The organism is Psychrobacter fozii (assembly GCF_003217155.1).
In the GTDB taxonomy this organism is placed as follows: Bacteria; Pseudomonadota; Gammaproteobacteria; order Pseudomonadales; family Moraxellaceae; genus Psychrobacter; species Psychrobacter fozii.
The window spans coordinates 143,482-163,886 of record NZ_QJSU01000010.1; the positions used below are offsets into that span (position 1 = coordinate 143,482).

Annotated in this window: 15 protein-coding genes and 1 tRNA gene; 1 reads left to right on the forward strand and 15 read right to left on the reverse strand. The window is 42.2% G+C overall.

The window, feature by feature from the left end:
- Positions 1-6 precede the first annotated feature (6 nt).
- The 4 genes from DFP82_RS12800 to DFP82_RS12815 are packed head-to-tail and all read right to left on the reverse strand — an operon-like array spanning position 7 to position 2,955.
- The gene (locus tag DFP82_RS12800) at positions 7-540 is read right to left on the reverse strand and encodes a pilus assembly protein PilP (protein WP_110924105.1); all 534 of its coding nucleotides are present in this window, start codon (positions 538-540) and stop codon (positions 7-9) included.
- Positions 540-1,250 (reverse strand): type IV pilus inner membrane component PilO, encoded by a 711-nt coding sequence (locus DFP82_RS12805; RefSeq protein ID WP_110924106.1) that lies wholly within the window; start codon positions 1,248-1,250, stop codon positions 540-542. The genes DFP82_RS12800 and DFP82_RS12805 overlap by 1 nt, the downstream gene beginning before the upstream one ends.
- Positions 1,247-1,900, reverse strand: a complete 654-nt coding sequence (locus DFP82_RS12810) for a PilN domain-containing protein (RefSeq protein WP_110924107.1) — start codon at positions 1,898-1,900, stop codon at positions 1,247-1,249. The genes DFP82_RS12805 and DFP82_RS12810 overlap by 4 nt, the downstream gene beginning before the upstream one ends.
- Positions 1,900-2,955, reverse strand: coding sequence for a pilus assembly protein PilM (locus DFP82_RS12815; RefSeq protein ID WP_110924108.1), 1,056 nt, complete (start codon positions 2,953-2,955; stop codon positions 1,900-1,902). Before DFP82_RS12815 ends, DFP82_RS12810 begins: the two co-directional genes overlap by 1 nt.
- Positions 2,956-3,148: 193 nt before the next feature.
- Here DFP82_RS12815 and DFP82_RS12820 point away from each other — a divergent pair, with 193 nt between their 5' ends.
- Complete coding sequence (locus DFP82_RS12820; RefSeq protein ID WP_110924109.1) at positions 3,149-5,761, forward strand: penicillin-binding protein 1A; 2,613 nt, start codon at positions 3,149-3,151, stop codon at positions 5,759-5,761.
- A 165-nt stretch (positions 5,762-5,926) separates the two neighbouring features.
- Here the strand turns inward: DFP82_RS12820 and DFP82_RS12825 are convergent, their stop codons facing one another.
- From DFP82_RS12825 to DFP82_RS12875, 11 genes are all read right to left on the reverse strand, one after another.
- Complete coding sequence (locus DFP82_RS12825; protein WP_110924110.1) at positions 5,927-6,454, reverse strand: DUF6586 family protein; 528 nt, start codon at positions 6,452-6,454, stop codon at positions 5,927-5,929.
- A 291-nt stretch (positions 6,455-6,745) separates the two neighbouring features.
- On the reverse strand, positions 6,746-10,963 hold the full coding sequence (gene rpoC / locus DFP82_RS12830; RefSeq protein WP_110924111.1) for a DNA-directed RNA polymerase subunit beta': 4,218 nt from the start codon (positions 10,961-10,963) through the stop codon (positions 6,746-6,748).
- Between the two features lie 188 nt (positions 10,964-11,151).
- Positions 11,152-15,270 carry a DNA-directed RNA polymerase subunit beta gene (gene rpoB, locus DFP82_RS12835; protein ID WP_110924112.1) on the reverse strand — a complete coding sequence of 1,373 codons (4,119 nt, stop codon included), beginning with the start codon at positions 15,268-15,270 and terminating at the stop codon, positions 11,152-11,154.
- A 706-nt stretch (positions 15,271-15,976) separates the two neighbouring features.
- Positions 15,977-16,348: a 50S ribosomal protein L7/L12 gene (gene rplL / locus DFP82_RS12840; RefSeq protein ID WP_011514491.1), complete on the reverse strand. Its 372-nt coding sequence runs from the start codon at positions 16,346-16,348 to the stop codon at positions 15,977-15,979.
- A gap of 126 nt (positions 16,349-16,474) precedes the next feature.
- Positions 16,475-17,002, reverse strand: coding sequence for a 50S ribosomal protein L10 (gene rplJ / locus DFP82_RS12845; protein WP_110924113.1), 528 nt, complete (start codon positions 17,000-17,002; stop codon positions 16,475-16,477).
- 433 nt (positions 17,003-17,435) lie between these two features.
- Complete coding sequence (gene rplA, locus DFP82_RS12850) at positions 17,436-18,137, reverse strand: 50S ribosomal protein L1 (protein ID WP_110924114.1); 702 nt, start codon at positions 18,135-18,137, stop codon at positions 17,436-17,438.
- Positions 18,138-18,569 (reverse strand): 50S ribosomal protein L11, encoded by a 432-nt coding sequence (gene rplK, locus DFP82_RS12855; protein WP_110924115.1) that lies wholly within the window; start codon positions 18,567-18,569, stop codon positions 18,138-18,140.
- Between the two features lie 91 nt (positions 18,570-18,660).
- Complete coding sequence (gene nusG, locus DFP82_RS12860; RefSeq protein WP_110924116.1) at positions 18,661-19,191, reverse strand: transcription termination/antitermination protein NusG; 531 nt, start codon at positions 19,189-19,191, stop codon at positions 18,661-18,663.
- Positions 19,192-19,285: 94 nt separating this feature from the next.
- Positions 19,286-19,771: a preprotein translocase subunit SecE gene (secE, locus tag DFP82_RS12865; protein ID WP_110924117.1), complete on the reverse strand. Its 486-nt coding sequence runs from the start codon at positions 19,769-19,771 to the stop codon at positions 19,286-19,288.
- A gap of 51 nt (positions 19,772-19,822) precedes the next feature.
- Positions 19,823-19,898, reverse strand: a tRNA-Trp gene (locus DFP82_RS12870).
- Positions 19,899-20,279: 381 nt separating this feature from the next.
- On the reverse strand, positions 20,280-20,405 hold a 126-nt coding region (locus DFP82_RS12875), incomplete at its 5' end, for an EF-Tu C-terminal domain-related protein (protein WP_484277974.1).

The window sequence follows — 20,405 nt, forward strand, 5'->3', positions numbered from 1 at the left end:
GCCGACTTAGCTTATAGGGGAAACCAGCGACTGGGGTTTTTCAACAAACCCTGCGCGGCTGTCTGGCACAATTTCAATCAAGTTAATCTGAGTCGGCGTGATTTCAACAATACGGCCGTCATTTACTCCAAGATAATCACCTACTTTAACGCTCGCGACTGAACCATCAGGACGTTGTATTAACGCATATCGCTGACCTTCAGGTGAAACAACGACGCCGCGAAAGACCAGTTGTGACAATTCATATTGCTCAAGTGGCTCTTTTACTCTGGTAATGTCAGGACGAACACCATCGATAGAAGTGCTAGGACCTTGTGTATTGACCAGACTAGGTGGCAAAAATGGGCTACGCTGTGCACTGGCGCTATAGACAAAGTCTTCTACGAGCTCAGCTTTGGGCGGTGGATCGATGGGCTTTGCAGGCTTATTACGGATGTCCGTCATTGCCTGCTCTGCCATACCAATACGATCAGCACATCCTGTCATTGATAAAACAGCAACACTTAAAGCCAGTAGCATAGGCAGTTTTTGAATAGTCATTAGTTGCCTCCTGCATTATCAGTAGTAGCGACCGCTTCAGGATCAGTTTCTTTCGAGCGATACGTCTTTGTGTTCAGTACCAAATTAAGTTCTGGTAAGACATCTAATGTTGGCTGTGGGTTGCTAACTTCGAAATCGTGCATCGTAATGATTCGTGGTAGCGCTGCAAGACCACTGATAAAGCTACCAAACTGATGAAACTCACCTAAAGCTGCAATACGAATAGGCTGCTCAATAAAGAATTCATTCTCAATTTCAGGTTCTACAGAAATATCTTGGAAGCGTATATTGCTGCCAACACCCGTCATATTGATACCCTCTACCAACTCTGACACACGAGTATCTTTTGGTAACTGGTCCAATAAAGTATTGAATTCTGTTTCCATTTGAACAACTTGTGCTTTATACGCTTCTAAATGACGCGCACGTGATTCTTTTTCACGGTAGCTCTCAAGCAACGTATTTTGTTGGCTTTCAGCAGCAGTTATTTCATCAATTTTACTACTAATCGGTAGCGACCATGACAATGCTGCTATAAGCGTAATGATAAGACCAATTACCGTGACTTTTACGGGTAGCGGCCAGCTGCCGTAGTTGTCTGAATCTAACGATTCAAAACTGCGACGAAACTCCTGTAAATCAAACTGTTTCTTTGATTTCGAGGCAGTTTTTTTGGTTTTGATTAGGCTTTTTTTACGGCTAAGTTTCATAACTCACCTCCAGGCCCAGTACTGGCATCATCAGGTACGGCGGTCTCCGACTGAACTTTAGTCGTTACCACAAACTGAACATAGCTGTCTTCAGGATAAACAGGACGAGAGCTCTCACCACTAGTGACGGTATTGTTAAGTACTGGTGCAGATTCATAAGCGCTAATATTCTGTTGAATGTTGCTCACTGCAGAATCACCCATCCACTTACTATTATCAAGATTTAGAATCAATCTTGACACAACATAAGGGTTATCAGCACGACCTGTTAAAGTAAGTGTGTCGCCTTCACGTTTTAGATTGTTTAAATAAAGCGCAGGCGGCATAGCTTTAGCAAGATCGTCCCATAGACGTACAGGTACAGGACGTCGTCCTTGTAAGTCCTGAATAACCTGCATACGTGAGATGATATCTTCACGGCGCTGTTCTAAGCTATCAATTTCAACCAATGCCGTATCCAAAAGAACGTTTTCTTGTTCTATCAAGGCATTCGCATCACGCTGCTCAGCAAGTGCATTGTTAAAGTAGCTCCATGAAGCAAATGCAGCCAACAGGCTAAGCAAAATCACCGCAACTACCAACGTTATAAATTCTTTGTTGCGACGTTCGCGTTCTTCTTGTCGCCAGGGTAAGAGGTTAATACGAGCCATTAGTCGAAGCTCCTTAACGCAAGACCGCACGCGGCCATTAAGCTTGGTGCATCAATTGTTAATTGCTCATTATCAATATTTGGCGCAATAGTCATATTGGCAAAAGGATTAGCAATACTAACCGTCACACCCAGTTTTTGTTGTGCCATACCTGCAAGACCAGCGATAGAGCTGCTGCCACCAGCTAACACTACATGATCAATACTACTATATTGACTTGAGGAGAAATAAAACTGTAATGAGCGAGTGATTTGCTGAATGGTATTTTCCATAAAAGGCGTCAGCACATCGAGGTAGTAATCGTCAGGTAATGTACGCTCACGCTTACTAATCGCGGCCTCTTCAGCAGATAGTCCATAACGATTTTGTATCGCTTCTGTCAACTGAACACCACCAAACAACTGCTCACGACTATATATGAATTCGCCATTTTTAGCGACATATAGAGTCGTTTGATTATGCCCAATGTCAACCAATGCAACCAGTTCTGGGTTACTTGGTAAGTTATCTACCATAAGCCCAAAAGCACGTTCAATGGCGTGAGACTCGATATCCATAACCTTAGTTTTCAAGCCACCAAAGGTTAATGCGTCAACTCGTTGGTCAACATTTTCCGAGCGAGATGCGGCAAGTAGCACTTGCACCATCTCATCACTTGCCAAAGAAGGACCTAAAACTTCAAAGTCCAAGTTAACGTCTTCTAACGGATAAGGCACGTATTGATCAGCATCTAAACGTATTTGAGCTTCACGCTCTACATCGTTTAACGTGGTATCCATGTCAATGATTTTGGTAATCACAGCTGACCCTGAGACTGCTGTAGCAGCGTCAGCACCAGTAACATGACAACGTTTAGCTAAGCTGGTAATCGTATTACCAACCGCTTCCGTATCTAAGAGAAGTTTATCGACGACTACACCTTCCGGCAGTCTCTCAATGCCATAAGATTTTAGATGAAACATGCCTTGTTGGCGCTGTATGTCAACCAACTTCACTGAAGTGGCACAGATATCCACACCAATCAAATGTTGACTTTTGGAAGTAAATAGCCTCACAAACTCTATACCTTATATTAAGTGTACAATCTGATAGTTATTTGTAATAATTGAATACAATACTTTACTTAATAGATAGATTCAAGCATTTAAATAAGTTATTCAGTCTAACTTACACATTTATTATGACCTGCCTATTTTGTTCAAGGTATAATACATTATCTGTTGCAAATTTTAATTGATAAGTCTTCTTATGATCAAAAAAAATGCTACCGCCCGACTCATTCATTTTTTGGTAGGGCTTTTTGTCGCCTGTTTAGCATTAGCAGTTATCTTAGCCCTTGCTGTGCCTATCGGTTTTTACGGTATGGCGATGTATTTATCGCCAACGTTGCCTAGCACTCAAGAGATTAAGACGGCGAAGTTAGAAATGCCACTGCAAATATATAGTAGTGATGACAAACTAATTGGTCAGTATGGCAATCGCTTATCACTACCGATTACTTTTGAAGATATTCCTGAAGACCTTACTCATGCCTTTCTAGCAGCAGAAGATGCCTCTTTTTTTCAACATAGTGGTATTAGCATCAAAGGTTTAGGCCGTGCTGTGACTGAAGCAGTTACCGACGATAATAGTCAAACAGGTGGCTCTACCATCACAATGCAAGTCGCCAAAAACTACTTTTTAAGTTCAGAGCGTACTTTAAATCGTAAGTTAACTGAATTATTCTTAGCGCGTAAGATTGAAGATGAGCTAAGTAAGAATGACATTCTGACACTTTATGTCAACAAAATCTATTTAGGTGAAGGTGCCTACGGTGTCCGTGCCGCTGCTAAAAAATATTATAGTAAATCACTAGAAAATCTCACTATTGCTGAGACGGCAATGTTAGCTGGTCTGCCAAAAGCACCTTCTAAATACAACCCTGTGGCCAATCCTGAACGTGCATTAACTCGCCGTAACTGGATTATCGGGCGCATGCATGAGTTAGGTTATATTACTAAAGTACAGCGTGATGAAGCGATTGCCTCTCCTATTGGTATTAACCTTTATAAAGAGAAGCTGGACGTCAATATGCCCTATTTGGCAGAAATGACGCGCTCTACTTTAGTTCAACGCTACGGCAAACAAGTCATGCAAAGTGGTTGGCGTGTGCGTCTTACGGTTGATAGTAAAGCACAAACAGATGCGGAAGCGGCAGTCCTCAAAGGTCTCGTTGCTTACGATCATCGTCATGGGTGGCGAGGTGCTGAAGCGAATGATGAGCCTTTGGAAAACTTCCGTCGCTATAGCAATATGTCCCCCGCCAAAGTAACCAAGGTAAACTCTCGTAGTTTTGATGCCGTCATGCCTTCAGGTGAGAATGTAACCATTAATTGGTCAGGCATGCGCTGGGCAAGTAAATACATCTCTGCTAATCGTATTGGCTATGCTCCTAGCAATGCCAGCCAAATAGTAAGTAAGAATGATATTATTCGCTTAATCCCAACTAGTAATGGCAATTGGCAGCTGGCACAAGTACCTAAAATACAAAGTAGTCTCGTTTCATTGAATCCAGCGACTGGTGCCGTTAATGCCTTAGTGGGTGGCTTCGATTTTAATCACAGCAAGTTTAACCGAGCTTTACAAGGTTGGCGTCAACCAGGCTCAACGATTAAACCACTGGTCTATACAGCGGCTCTAGAAAAAGGCTATCGTCCTGATACTATTGTTTCAGATAGTCCTATTCAAGTCGGTGAATGGAAACCTAAAAACTCTGATCAACGCTTCCTAGGTGATATCACTCTACGCCGTGGCCTTTATTTGTCTCGTAACTTAGTATCTATTCGTCTATTACAAGCCATTGGTATCGCAGATACCCGCAGTCTATTAGATCAGTTCGGCCTTGATAAAGAGAAACTCCCAACCACTTTATCGTTAGCACTGGGTGCAGGGCAAGCAACACCCTTACAGATGGCAACTGCCTATGCAACTTTTGCTAATGGTGGCCATCGTGTACAACCCTATTTTATCGAACAAATCTATAATTATAGTAATAACCTATTATTTCAGGCGAACCCACAACAAGCATGTGCCAAATGCTTCAATAAAGATCTCGAAAAGCGTAATAAAGAGTCAATCGAAAATTATAATCAGTCGATTGAAGACGAGAGCAAAGCGGCCAACAGCGAAGTAATTGTTGCAGAACAAGATGTAGAAGATACTGAACAAAATGATAAAGCCATCGACTTAAGTGTCTATGATGCTAGCCCACAAGCGGATCGTTTAAAAGCACCTGCGGTTCAGTATGCATTGGCCAAACAAGCTCCTCGAATATTGAAACCAAGAGTTGCTTTTGATATGGCAGATATTTTGCGTGACGTTGTTCAGCGTGGTACAGCAGTACGTGCAAAAGCACTAGGACGCGATGATATTGGTGGAAAAACAGGTACTACTAACGATGCTAAAGATGCTTGGTTTGCAGGCTTCCACCCTACCAATGCAACGGTTGTATGGATGGGCTTTGATCAACCAACAACTATGGGTCGTCACGAATACGGTGGTGTAGCAGCATTACCTGTTTGGATGGACTTTATGAGAGCCCAGCTTAAGGATACGCCTCGTCAGTGGGTGCCTAATGATAAAGGTTTTACATCTACCAGACAAAAGAAAAAAACGGCAAGAACCAGTAAGGCTGACGACAATACATCTGAGAAACCAGTTTCTACGCAAACACAACAGCGGACGCAATTGTCATCTGAACCTGCTGCAGAATCAAATAACTCACAGACCTCAAGAACCGAAAGTCGCCGTAATAATGATGTCGTACCGCAAAATCCTCTCTCGGTGACACCAGTTGAAACGCTTCCACCGATGCCAGAGTAAACTATCTAAAATACTAACTGATGTTGAATATAAAAAGCCTGTTTAGACAATTCTAAACAGGCTTTTTTATATCTGGAAATTATAGCAATGATCTCCTACTTCACGAAGCTTATCAGTCAGCTTTTCTATCAACACCAAACTTACACCACTCTACTGGTAGATTTTCTAAAACTCAACCATTCCAGCACGAAGCTGTTCAATCAGCTCTAAAAACTGCTGACGCCATTCACGTATTGTCGATTCATCTGGTAACCATTGGTTCGATAAAGTAACCACATTAACAATAAGATCCGACGACTGCTTAGTGTCGTTGCTTAATTGTTCATCAACGACTGTATCTGGTGGTACCGCATAAAGACAGCGCTGATAAGCACGCTCTATATTGGCCAAAAATCCTTGCTGCTGTAACTGCTGGAGACGCTGAATCTCAGGAGATACTTGCGTACTTTCACTCAAGGCTTGTTCAATATCTGACAATGTTGGTGCTGGCATATTCAAATTATAGAAATAACCAAGCTCTTGAGTAAATGCAAGAAAAGCCCCGTATAGATGAAAAATAGCAGTCTCACAATGTGCTTGATACAACTGCTTATCGTTGGTACTTCCTGCTGATTGGCAAGAGAGACGGCAAAAATAAAGTTTTTGATTGGTTCGATCAGCTTGATACTTGGCAACGCGGGTTTTACCTGCCATTTTCTACTTATCCTTATATTAATCATAAATATGACCAGTTAGCACATCCATAACTTATGATATAACTTTTTGAGTGTCCTGCTGTTTTAAGTGTACTACTAACTGGAACAACCTTGCTAGAAAGTATATCAGCTAAAAAATAGCGGCGCTATATTAAGACTTATTAGCTTACTAGATATAGCATTAGGCCAATTATTCTCATTGCTTTGCTTATCTATAAACGTAAAAAAGCCAGCAACTTAGGCTGGCTTTTTTATTAAGCTAAGAATGAATCAAAAATGTCTAATACTATTAGTTATCTTGGTTCAGCTCTTGTGCAAAGGCTTCATCAAAGCTAGCAAAGTCTTTACTATCAGTGCTAGCAGTCATGTCAAACGCTGCATTAAGATCTTTATCTTGTAGCTTTTGATCCGCTTTCTCTTTACGTGCTTTATGATAAGCAAGACCAGTACCTGCAGGAATCAAGCGACCAACAACGACGTTTTCTTTCAGGCCACGTAACTCATCCACTTTACCAGTAACGGCAGCCGCAGTTAGTACACGTGTCGTTTCCTGGAATGACGCAGCTGAGATAAAGCTTTCTGTTGCCAGACTTGCTTTAGTGATACCCAGTAATTGACGCTCAAACTGTACTGGGAATTTATCTTCCGCTTCCAGTTTTTCATTCAATGCTTTGATATCAGCATACTCTGCTTGATCGCCTTTGAAGTGGTTTGAATCGCCGCCGTCAGTGATTTCAACTTTACGCAACATCTGACGAATAATAACTTCGATGTGCTTATCATTGATTTTTACGCCCTGCAGACGATAAACGTCCTGTACTTCGTTAACGATATAATCAGCAAGTGCAGTTTGTCCTTTCAGACGCAAGATATCGTGTGGGTTTTGTGGACCATCAGCGATAACTTCACCACGTGCTACTGTCTCGTTTTCAAAGACGTTGATTTGACGCCATTTCGGGATTAGCTCTTCATGAATCTCACCATCTTCATTGGTGATGATAAAGCGATTCTTACCTTTAGTCTCTTTACCAAAGCTTACGACACCTGTCATTTCTGCCATGATCGCATGATCTTTTGGACGACGTGCTTCGAATAGATCGGCAACACGTGGTAGACCACCGGTAATATCTTTAGTACCTGATGATGCCTGTGGTACACGACCTAGGATCGAACCAGCTGCTACTTTTTCACCATCGCTAACGCGAATGATAGTTTCAGCAGGTAGGAAGTAAACTACTTCTTTACCTTCATCAGTATTCAAGATAATAGCAGGACGTAAGTCTTTTGCTGAGCTTGAACGGTCACGAGTAGCTAGAATCTCAAATGAGCTCATACCAGTCGCATCATCAACTTTCACTGTTGCAGTCATACCATCAGTGATGTCACTGAAGCGTGCTGTACCAGCAAATTCTGTGATAATTGGATGCGTGTGCGGATCCCATTTAGCGATGGTCTGACCGCCTTCAACCTGGTCTTCGTGTTTCACAAGAACGCTAGAACCGTAAGGTACTTTATAACGTTCACGCTCACGGCCAAGATCATCGGTCAATGCAATTTCAGCTGAACGCGATACGATAACCAAATGGCCATCAGTATGTTGAACCGTTTTCATGTTTTCGAAATGCGCTTGACCAGCATTACGTACAGAGATGCTATTGTCCACAGATGCAGAGCTTGCAGCCCCACCTACGTGGAAAGTACGCATGGTTAACTGAGTACCAGGCTCACCGATAGACTGTGCAGCCATAACACCAACTGACTCGCCAATGTTCACTTTATGACCACGAGCCAAATCACGACCATAACACTGTGAACAAACACCGTGCTCAACATTACAGGTAATAACTGAGCGTACCCAGATATCATCGATAGCGTTTTCGTCAAGCACATTGACCCAATGCTCATCGATCAACGTACCTGCTGGAATCAATACTTTATCAGCATCATCGTTATAATTCACATCACGTGCAGTGACACGACCAAGTACTAGCTCACCCAACTTCTCAATGATTTCGCCACCCTGAATATGTGGTTTCATGAGCAAGCCTTGCTCAGTACCACAGTCATCAGTGGTGATAACTAAATCTTGTGCGACATCGACCAAACGACGAGTCAAGTAACCTGAGTTAGCCGTTTTTAGTGCCGTATCCGCTAGACCTTTACGTGCACCGTGAGTTGAGATGAAATACTGCAGTACGGTCAAACCTTCACGGAAGTTAGCTTTAATTGGGGTTTCGATGATTGAGCCATCTGGCTTAGCCATCAAACCACGCATACCTGCTAACTGACGAATCTGTGCCGCACTACCACGAGCACCAGAATCTGACATGATAAAGATAGAGTTGAATGACTTCTGCTCTTCTTCTTCACCTTTGGCATTCAAGATCTTATCTGTTGCCAAGTTATCCATCATCGCCTTAGCGACTTTGTCATTGGTACGTGACCAGATATCAACTACTTTGTTATAACGCTCACCAGCAGTCACAAAGCCTTGCTCGAATTGATCTTCGATTTCGCGAACTTCGCCTTCTGCCACTTCGATGATTTGCTTTTTCAATGGTGGGATGACCATGTCATCGATACCAATAGACACGCCAGACAATGTCGCTTGAGCAAAACCAAGATACATTAATTGGTCAGCAAACATGACACTTTCTTTGACGCCTACTTTACGGTAGCAAGAGTTAATCAGACGAGAGATGTTTTTCTTCGTCATTTCTTGGTTACATTCATCAAACGTCATACCTTTAGGCATGATGTTCCAGATAAGTAAACGACCAGCAACCGTATCTTTGATACTGATTTCTTTTGTTTGGTTACCCTCTTCATCAATATGCGTCTCAGTGACACGCACTTTGATTTTAGCGTTTACATGTAGATCGTTTGAACCAATCGCACGCAATGCTTCATTAACGGTAGCAAAAACCATGCTCTCGCCTTTAGCATTGATAGACGAGCGACTGATGTAATACAAGCCCAATACAACATCCTGTGATGGCACGATGATTGGATCACCGTTCGCAGGTGACAAGATGTTGTTGGTAGACATCATTAGCGCACGTGATTCTAACTGTGCTTCTAGTGTCAATGGCACGTGAACGGCCATTTGGTCACCATCGAAATCGGCGTTGAATGCGGTACAAACGAGCGGATGCAATTGAATTGCTTTACCTTCGATTAGTACTGGCTCAAATGCCTGTAGACCCAAACGGTGAAGCGTTGGTGCACGGTTAAGAAGTACTGGATGCTCACGGATAACCATGGCCAGCATATCCCACACTTGTGGCTCTTCACGCTCTACCATCTTTTTGGCAGCTTTAATCGTTGTTGCCAAACCATGAGACAATAGCTTGTTATAAGTAAATGGCTTGAATAGCTCAAGTGCCATTTTCTTCGGTAGACCACACTGATGTAGACGTAATGTTGGACCTACAACGATAACCGAACGACCAGAGTAATCGACACGCTTACCAAGTAAGTTTTGACGGAAACGACCTTGCTTACCTTTGATCATATCAGCCAAAGATTTCAATGGACGCTTGTTACTACCAGTGATTGCACGACCGCGACGACCGTTATCTAACAATGCATCAACTGACTCTTGCAACATACGTTTTTCGTTACGTACGATGATATCAGGTGCACTAAGCTCAAGCAGACGCTTTAGACGGTTGTTACGGTTGATGACACGGCGATACAAATCGTTTAGATCCGAAGTCGCAAAACGGCCACCCTCTAGTGGTACTAGTGGACGCAAATCTGGTGGTAGTACTGGCAAGATATTCATTACCATCCACTCAGGCTTATTATTAGAATCACGGAATGCTTCTAATAGCTTAAGACGCTTAGACATCTTTTTAAGCTTAGTCTCAGAACCTGTTTGCGGAATCGCTTCACGTAGCTCATCAATTTCGATATCTAAATCGATATCTTTTAATAGGTCTTGAACCGCTTCAGCACCCATTTTAGCAGTGAACTCATCACCAAACTCTTCAAGGGCTTTAAAGTAATCTTCATCATCAAGCAACTGATATCTTTCTAAGCTGGTTAGACCAGGCTCAGTCACGATGTAGCTTTCAAAATATAGAACGCGTTCGATATCACGTAGCGTCATGTCTAACAATAGACCGATGCGGCTTGGTAATGATTTTAAGAACCAAATATGCGCAACTGGGCTAGCCAAATCGATGTGACCCATACGGTCACGACGAACTTTAGCAGTGGTCACTTCTACGCCACATTTTTCACAGATAACGCCTTGGAACTTACGGCGCTTATATTTACCACATAAACATTCAAAATCTTTTACTGGGCCAAAGATTTTGGCACAGAAAAGACCATCACGTTCAGGCTTGAACGTGCGATAGTTAATAGTTTCAGGCTTTTTCACTTCGCCATGTGACCATGACTTGATGACGTCAGGTGAGGCTAAAGTAATTTGAATGCTATCAAACTCTTGGTTACCGTTGCCGGTAGGGCTTTGCATGATATCGAGTAAATCTTTCAAGTTGCTTCTCCGTTATCTTTATAATCATCTGATAGCGTATAGTTGACGCAAATAAGATGAATGAAGGCAATGAATAGGGTTGAGACAAATCACTAAAAGCAGCAGCTATGCGCGTACTGCTTTTAGATTGACCACTAAGGATAATAATTAACTGAAGCTATGTTAAAGGTAGCCTCAGCCAGCCGTGCTTAATGGGTTTGCTTTAACTCAATATTAATACCCAATGATTTGATTTCTTTGGTCAGTACGTTGAACGATTCAGGCATACCTGGATCCATATACTGCTCACCATCAACGATGTTTTTATACATACGTGTACGGCCTTCAACGTCATCCGACTTCACAGTCAGCATTTCCTGCAACGTGTAAGTCGCGCCATAAGCTTCTAGTGCCCAGACTTCCATCTCACCGAAGCGCTGACCACCAAACTGAGCTTTACCGCCCAATGGCTGCTGCGTCACTAGTGAGTAAGAACCGGTAGAACGTGCATGCATTTTGTCATCAACCAAATGGTTAAGTTTGAGCATGTACATATAACCAACGGTCACTTTACGGTCAAACTTCTGACCAGTACGACCATCATACAATGTCTGCTGACCATCACGGTCCATACCAGCAAGCTCTAGCAAGTCTTTGACTTGGCTCTCTCTTGCACCATCAAACACTGCGGTACCCATTGGTACACCGCCGCGTAAGTTGTCTGATAGCGCCATGATGTCATCGTCACTCAAACTATCAAGATCAACTTGCTCGCCGCCTACTTGGTTATAAATTTTGTCCAAGAAACCACGTAGCTCTTTGATCGCTGCTTGAGATTTGAGCATACCATCGATTTTCTCGCCCAAACCTTTGGCTGCCATACCCAAATGCGTCTCTAGAACCTGACCGATGTTCATACGAGATGGTACACCAAGCGGGTTCAATACGATGTCAACGGTATTACCATGTTCATCATAAGGCATGTCTTCGACTGGCATGATGCGTGATACGACACCTTTGTTACCATGACGACCAGCCATTTTATCACCAGGCTGAATACGACGCTTAACCGCTAGATAAACTTTAACGATTTTTTGGACACCATGTTGTAAATCATCACCAGCGGTCAATTTGCGTTTTTTCTCAGCAAATTTAACATCGATGTCTTTTTGCTTATCAACTAAGTACTCAGCGATTTGCGTTAGACGCTCAGAGATTTCTTCTTCAACTGGCTGAATATCAAGCAAGGTCTCAAGGCTCATATCTTTCATATCAGCCAAGGCCATAACCGTACCGGCTTTTAGACCAGAACCACCACTGACTTTTTGGCCATCTAATAGATTACCAATACGACCACGTGCTGCTTCTTCGAAGATACGTAGCTCTTCTTTTAAATCTTTACGATAGCTATCAAGCTGTGATTTTTCAATCGCTTTTGCACGTGCATCTTTCTCGACACCATCACGAGTAAAGACTTGTACGTCGATAACCGTACCTTTGCTTGATGTTGGAACACGTAAAGACGTGTCTTTTACATCAGCTGCTTTTTCACCAAAGATAGCCCGGAGCAATTTCTCTTCTGGCGTTAGTTGCGTTTCACCTTTTGGCGTCACTTTACCAACTAGGATATCACCAGCGTCAACTTCAGCACCGATATAGACGATACCTGCTTCGTCAAGACTTGATAGTGCTGCTTCACCAACGTTTGGAATATCAGCAGTAATCTCTTCTGTACCTAGCTTGGTATCACGCGCCACACACGTCAATTCTTGAATATGAATAGTGGTGAAACGATCTTCTTTAACCACTTTCTCAGATAGCAAGATTGAATCTTCGAAGTTGTAACCATTCCACGGCATAAATGCGATGCGAATGTTCTGACCTAGTGCTAGCTCACCAAGATCCGTTGACGGACCATCAGCCAAGATATCACCCAAAGCAATCTCGTCACCTTGGTTAACGATGATACGTTGGTTGATACAAGTGTTTTGGTTAGAGCGCGTGTATTTAACTAAGTTATAAATATCGATACCCGCTTCACCAGCAGTCATCTCGTCTTCGTTTACACGAACAACGATACGTGATGCATCAACATCTTCAATCACACCGCCACGCTTAGCGATCACACAAACACCAGAATCACGAGCAACATAGCGCTCCATACCAGTACCTACTAACGGCTTGTCAGCACGTAGCGTAGGAACAGCCTGACGCTGCATGTTCGAGCCCATCAAGGCACGGTTAGCATCATCATGCTCTAGGAACGGAATCAAACCTGCTGCTACCGATACTACCTGACTTGGCGACACATCCATATGCGTCACTTTTTCTGGCGGCATACGGACGAATTCACCATAGCTACGGACACTGACCATCTCGTCACTTAGTGCACCATCTTCAGTCAATGGTGAATCAGCCTGTGCAATGACCGTACCGACTTCTTCAATGGCTGATAGATATTCAATGATATCCGTTACTTTACCGTCAACCACACGGCGATATGGCGTTTCTAAGAAGCCAAAGCTGTTGGTTTTAGCAAAAGTTGCCAATGAGTTGATAAGACCAATGTTTGGACCTTCAGGAGTCTCAATCGGGCATACACGGCCATAATGGGTATCATGTACGTCACGTACTTCAAAGCCTGCACGTTCACGAGTCAGACCACCAGGTCCTAGTGCTGATACACGGCGTTTATGGGTAACTTCAGACAACGGGTTGTTCTGATCCATAAATTGTGACAACTGGCTTGAACCAAAGAATTCTTTAACCGCAGCCGCAACAGGCTTTGAGTTAATCAAATCTTGTGGTGACAAGTTATCAGATTCCGCTGAGCTCAAACGCTCTTTGACCGCACGCTCAACACGTACTAGACCAACACGGAACTGGTTTTCTGCCATTTCGCCTACAGAACGAATACGACGGTTACCTAAGTGATCGATATCATCGACTTCACCGCGACCGTTACGAATCTCAATCAATTCTTTTAATACATTCACGATGTCAGCATTGGTCAGGACACTACGTGCGCGCTGAATATCTGGATCATCTGTATTATCAAAATCTAACCCTAGACGACGGTTAAACTTCATGCGGCCGACGTTTGACAAGTCATAACGATCTGCATTGAAGAACATGCTTTCGAACAGTTTTTCAGCAGTTTCGACCGTTGGTGGCTCACCTGGACGCATCACTTTATAGATTTCGATCAATGCTTCTTCACGGCTTGATGTGCTATCAGCACGTAGCGTGTCAGCAATATAACTACCCTGATCGATATCGTTAGTGAACAGAATGCTGAATTCTTTGATAGATTCGCTGGCTTCAAATGCACTCAATTTAACCAATAATTCATGATCAATTAAGGTGTTAGCACGAGCGATAACTTCATCATTAACCACGATATCTTCAGCTAAGATACGCTCATATAAATATTCATCAGGCACAGCAATTTTCGTCATACCAGCTTCTTCTAGCTGACGGATACGACGTGCATTGATACGTTTGCCCTGCTCTACGATGACGTCACCTTCAGGCGACACGATATCAAACTGAGCCATCTCACCGCGCAAGCGATCAGCAACCAGATCAATCTCAAACGTCTCTTCGCCTTTATACACAGCTACTTTATCAAAGAAAAGATCTAAGATTTCAGAAGTGGTCAGACCTAGTGCACGTAGAATGATTGAAGCAAGTAGCTTACGACGACGGTCAATACGAGCAAATACTAAATCTTTTGCATCAAATTCAAAATCTAACCATGAACCACGGTAAGGAATGATACGTGCGTTGTAAAGCACTTTACCACTTGAATGCGACTTACCTTTATCATGGTCAAAGAATACACCAGGTGAGCGATGTAGCTGTGATACGATAACACGCTCTGTACCATTGATAATAAAGGTACCGTTAGCAGTCATTAATGGCATTTCGCCCATATAGACGCTTTGCTCACGGATATCTTTGATCGCAGCTTTGCTGTCTTTATCTTTGCTATCTTTGTCTTTGATGATCAAACGAATTTTGACACGCATCGGCGCAGCAAATGTTGAACCACGTAAGATACACTCACGCTCATCAAATTCAGGCGTGCCTAAATAGTACTCAACAAATTGTAACTCAGCATTACCAGAGTGACTCTCAATTGGGAAAATAGAGGAATACGCAGCTTGCAAACCAGTATTCTCACGAGCTTTTGGCTTTTTGTGCTCTTGCAAAAATTGCTCGTAAGAATCTACTTGAATAGACAATAAGTAGGGAATGTCCATCACAGTGGGCAATTCAGCAAAACTTTTGCGAATACGCTTTTTTTCAGTATAAGAATATGCCATCGAGAGTCCTTACAGTAAACGTGGAAACAAATTAAAATCGAGGCCATGATGCATAGATATTATGTATCTTGGCGACGTAAACGATAATATAAAACGGGTGTTCGTGTTCAGTTCATGTCTTTTGGTCAACTACTACTTTACTAATCAATACTTATTTAGCACACTTCATTCAATCTTGGAATTGGTATCTAGGTCAGTCTATATGCCTACTCAAACTGACAATTTCAATATCATATAATCTACAATACATTGCCCTTATGGCTCAATTTACAAATACATTTAAAATATCTTGTACTGCGGTTTAAAATTCATCATCAAAACTGTTATCGTCGCTGATATATACCGTCTACGAGCCTACATACTGACAGTAAAATCATTCTATATGGATAACCTAAGATCAATAGCTTTTCAGAAATAACAATAATCGGGGTAACTATAACTTTCAGAATCAGTATAAACTATAGTGTTAATAGGAAAGCATGCAGACACAAAAAAATGCCAAACATCTACGGACGTTTAGCTCATATTAACTGATTTTAATAACTGGCATGTGTGCTTGCATGTATATCGTCTGTCCTTTTGATGGGTATCCACCGTGTTGTTGCATACGTATGTTGGCAGACACAAAAGGTCAAGCTACGAATTATAGTAAAAAAAAGCTGGCAATGCAAGGCATTACCAGCTTTTTTTCGTACAGCTGTTAAACTTATTTTAGTTCAACAGTTGCGCCAGCTTCTTCAAGTTTCTTTTTCAACTCTTCAGCTTCAGCTTTGTTAACGCCTTCTTTGATTGGAGCTGGAGCGCTTTCAACCAAATCTTTCGCTTCTTTCAGGCCAAGACCAGTAGCTTCACGTACGGCTTTAATTACGCCAACTTTCTTCTCGCCAAAGCTGGCAAGAACTACGTCAAACTCGTCTTTTTCTTCAGCAGCAGCAGCAGCAGGGCCAGCAGCAGCAGGTGCAGCAGCAACAGCAGCTGTTACGCCGAATTTTTCTTCCATAGCGCTGATTAATTCAACGATATCCATTACTGACATTTCAGCGATTGCGTTTAACACATCATCTTTAGATAGTGCCATGAGAACTCTCCGTTATCTGATAAAAATTAATTGATTTTAATATCGCTTGGATTGCTTGCCAAATTTTCAAATAGTGTTGGCAATATAGTGCAATCAACGATGTCAAAGTTACGTTAAAACAAGCAATTAAGCAGCTTCTTTTGCGTCTTTGATTGCTGCGACAGTGCGAACGAACTTGCCAGGAACTGCGTTCATAGTCTGGACAAGCTTGGTCACTGGTGCATTCATAGTAGCCATCAAGATAGAGAGTGCTTCGTCGCGAGTTGGTAGCTTCGATACGCGCTCTAGCTCTTCTGGACCATAAACAACACCACCAACTGATACCAATTTGGTCTCTAAAGCTTTGTTTTCTTTGCTGAAGTCGAAAACGACTCTAGCAGCAGAACCCAAGTCTTCCATAGAGAAAGCCAAAAGTAGTGGACCAGTCATACGGTCTGACATGCTCTCAAACTTAGTGCCTTCAAAAGCGCGTCTTGCTAGTGTATTTTTTACCACTTTCAAAACAACGCCTTTTTCACGGGCTTGTTCGCGTAGCTTAGTAAGCTTTGCAACACCAATACCATGATATTCGGCAGCTACTGCTGAGTAAGCATTAGCAGCAACTTCAGACACTTCAGCCACAACTTGTTGTTTTTGCTCTAGCGTTAATGCCATAAGTTGACTCCTTTAATCTTATCAATCTGCTCAGTATTTTAATTCTTAAAAACCGAAGTTTTCAATTATTAAACGACTAAATTAGACTGACTTGATACGACACGTTACTTCTAAACTCTATAGCAATAGATTTTATTAGTAACGACTGATTACGGCACCGTTATCAGAATGACATCAAGTGATAGATTGAACTATCGGCTCTTATCAACAACTGGGTGGATCACCGTCTGCGTAGGACAACTGAGATTTTCATCTGTAGCCGATTAAAAAAAGCAGCTTGTTATCATATTTAACCATTCGAAAATTGCTATCTATGACGCTAAACCACTCTCTACCTACGGTCTTAGACAGCGTAGCATATGCTACGCTGACCTAATTTTTTAGAATTTGTTTGTACTCATTATTCAATAATATTTGAAGAGTGAATACTTAATTATTTAGCAGTGCGATAAGGAACAGCATCAATAGTGATACCTGGACCCATAGTACTAGACAAGGTGATTTTCTTAATGAAAGTACCTTTAGAAGTAGCAGGCTTAGCACGTTTTAGATCTGTGATTAGTGCTTCAGCATTTTGAATAACTTGCTCAGCAGTGAAACCAACTTGACCAATAGTAGTATGAATAATACCTGCTTTGTCTACACGATACTGTGCTTGACCAGCTTTAGCATTTTTCACAGCTTCAGCAACGTTTGGCGTTACTGTACCGACTTTCGGGTTAGGCATTAGGCCACGTGGACCTAGGATAGTACCTAATTGACCAACAACACGCATTGCATCAGGAGCAGCAATAACGATATCAAAGTCCATGTTACCGGCTTTGATTGATTCTGCTAGGTCTTCAAAACCAACGATATCTGCACCAGCTTCTTTAGCGGCTTCAGCAGCAGCGCCTTGAGCGAATACAGCAACGCGTTTGGTTTTACCAGTACCAGCAGGTAAGTTGGTAGCGCCACGAACCACTTGATCAGATTTACGTGGGTCAACGCCCAAGTTTACTGCGATATCAATAGACTCTTTGAATTTTAGCGCAGGCAAATCATTTAAGATTTGAACGGCTTCTTCCATAGTGTATTGCTTTTCGTTATCAACACGGCTTTGAATTTCTTTTTGACGTTTGGTTAGCTTGCTCATTTACACACCCTCCACGGTAATACCCATTGAACGTGCAGTACCAGCGATGGTACGAACAGCAGCGTCAAGGTCAGCTGCAGTTAGATCTTTATCTTTGGTCTTAACGATTTCTTCTAACTGTGCACGGTCAACTTTACCGACTTTAGCAGTGTTAGGTGTACCTGAACCTTTAGCAACACCAGCAGCCTTACGTAGTAAGTATGAAGCTGGTGGTGACTTCATGATGAAGGTAAAAGACTTATCGCTATATACAGTGATCTCAGTAGGAATCGGTAGACCCGGCTCTTGGTTTGAGGTCGCAGCGTTAAATTCTTTACAGAACGCCATGATGTTCACGCCTTTTTGACCCAATGCTGGACCAATCGGTGGTGAAGGATTTGCTTTGCCTGCAGGCACTTGCAGTTTGATGTAACCATCAATCTTCTTAGCCATGATACTCTCCTAAATGGGTAATAACGCTAAATCAAACTGATATATATATCCGATTGACTAATAGCTCCCCGGTTGATGAATTTTTGTGGGTTTAGTCTAGCTTCTCAACTTTACTAAACTCAAGCTCAACCTGAGTCGGTCGATTAAATACGTTTACTGTCAAATGTAGTTTAGACTTTTCGTAATCGACTTTTTCCACCATACCTTTAAAGTCAGTGAATGGACCGTCGATAACCAATAACTCTTCGCCCGGCTCAAACAATGTTTTAGGACGTGGATCGGTTTCAGTCTGATTCAAACGATTTAAGATACGATCTGCTTCTACTTGCGTAATCGGCGCTGGTGTTTCAGGCGTACCGCCGATGAAACCCATAATACGTGGACACTCTTTAACGATGTGCCAAGTATTGTCATTCATTTCCATTTGGATCAAAACATATCCTGGAAAGAATTTACGCTCACTTTTACGCTTTTTGCCGTCTTTCATTTCGACGACTTCTTCAGTAGGAACTAATACGTCACCGAATGATTCAGCGAAGTCACTACGATTGATACGATCAGTTAATGAACGCTGTACTTGCTTTTCATATCCTGAAAACGCTTGGACAATATACCAACGCATGTCACGCTCCTAATCGTTATAAGTAAAATGTTGAGTTACAATATTTAAGTTAGAGCGAATCGTAATACACGATAGTGTGCTCAACTTCAAACATTTAACCGATAAATATGCCAACGAACCAATTGAAAAAATTATCTAACAGCCAAACAAAAAGCCCAGCAATACCAATCACGACAATAACTTGCCATGTGTATTGAAAGGTTTCGTCTTTACCTGGCCATGTTACTCGGCGTAGCTCAACAGCGGCATCTTTTAATAATATTTTAAAAGCGCGGCCTTGATGCGTTAATGCCAAGCATACTAATGCAAATACAATAAGAGCGACAATGATACTAATACGTACCCAAACATCATTGGCAGGTTGCCAATAGCCAGGTAAATACTGGTTAACCAGAGTCGCGCTAATTAAAACTGCTGCAGCAAGTAGCCACAAGATCAAATCTTTGATTGAGCCAGTCTTAGCAACTTCAACAGCAGAAGTATTGACCGCTGAGATGTGCTTATCTTTAGACAGCATTCCACCAGCAACCGCCTTGGCATCAGATAACTTAGTCTCGAGGTTATCTTGATTATTGCTCATAAAGAACTCGCTTCGGAGATGGTGGGGTACAACAAAGATGTGATAAGAAGATGGCAGGCGATGTAGGACTCGAACCTACAACCCTCGGTTTTGGAGACCGATGCTCTACCAATTGAGCCAATCGCCTATGGGTGTAAAGGACAGCATTATACAATATTGAGCATAAAATGCAAGCCTTTAGCGGTAAAATTGTTACTTTTACCTAGTTTGCTCTTATTCAGCACACCTACTCCATTAACTGACCGTTTAATTAGGCTGATAATGTGAGTACCTGATAAGAAGCTGCGTTAATATATCAAGCTATACTGCAGATTACAATAGTCTAGAATAGAAATAAATTGATTCTGTATGCAATCGATCGATTTTATCTAGAATTTCAATTCTGTAATGAGTATGTCTATATATGGCTAAACCCATAACTTTTCTTTACTTATAAACCCCCATAAAAAAAGCCGTTCTCAATAAAGAGAACGGCTTTTGACTAACGCGTTAAATACTAGGGTCAGTATTAAACGTTAACGTTAGCAACAACACCAGCGCCTACAGTACGGCCGCCTTCACGAATAGCGAAGCGAAGACCTTTGTCCATAGCGATTGGGTGGATAAGCTCTACGCCCATCTCAACGTTATCACC

Excerpts from the sequence above, each read along its gene's own strand:
- DFP82_RS12800 (WP_110924105.1), bottom strand. The coding sequence starts at position 540 with ATGACTATTCAAAAACTGCCTATGCTACTGGCTTTAAGTGTTGCTGTT.
- DFP82_RS12805 (WP_110924106.1), bottom strand. The coding sequence starts at position 1,250 with ATGAAACTTAGCCGTAAAAAAAGCCTAATCAAAACCAAAAAAACTGCC.
- DFP82_RS12810 (WP_110924107.1), bottom strand. The coding sequence starts at position 1,900 with ATGGCTCGTATTAACCTCTTACCCTGGCGACAAGAAGAACGCGAACGT.
- DFP82_RS12820 (WP_110924109.1), top strand. The coding sequence starts at position 3,149 with ATGATCAAAAAAAATGCTACCGCCCGACTCATTCATTTTTTGGTAGGG.
- DFP82_RS12825 (WP_110924110.1), bottom strand. The coding sequence starts at position 6,454 with ATGGCAGGTAAAACCCGCGTTGCCAAGTATCAAGCTGATCGAACCAAT.
- rpoB (WP_110924112.1), bottom strand. The coding sequence starts at position 15,270 with ATGGCATATTCTTATACTGAAAAAAAGCGTATTCGCAAAAGTTTTGCT.
- rplL (WP_011514491.1), bottom strand. The coding sequence starts at position 16,348 with ATGGCACTATCTAAAGATGATGTGTTAAACGCAATCGCTGAAATGTCA.
- rplJ (WP_110924113.1), bottom strand. The coding sequence starts at position 17,002 with ATGGCATTAACGCTAGAGCAAAAACAACAAGTTGTGGCTGAAGTGTCT.
- rplA (WP_110924114.1), bottom strand. The coding sequence starts at position 18,137 with ATGAGCAAGCTAACCAAACGTCAAAAAGAAATTCAAAGCCGTGTTGAT.
- rplK (WP_110924115.1), bottom strand. The coding sequence starts at position 18,569 with ATGGCTAAGAAGATTGATGGTTACATCAAACTGCAAGTGCCTGCAGGC.
- nusG (WP_110924116.1), bottom strand. The coding sequence starts at position 19,191 with ATGCGTTGGTATATTGTCCAAGCGTTTTCAGGATATGAAAAGCAAGTA.
- secE (WP_110924117.1), bottom strand. The coding sequence starts at position 19,771 with ATGAGCAATAATCAAGATAACCTCGAGACTAAGTTATCTGATGCCAAG.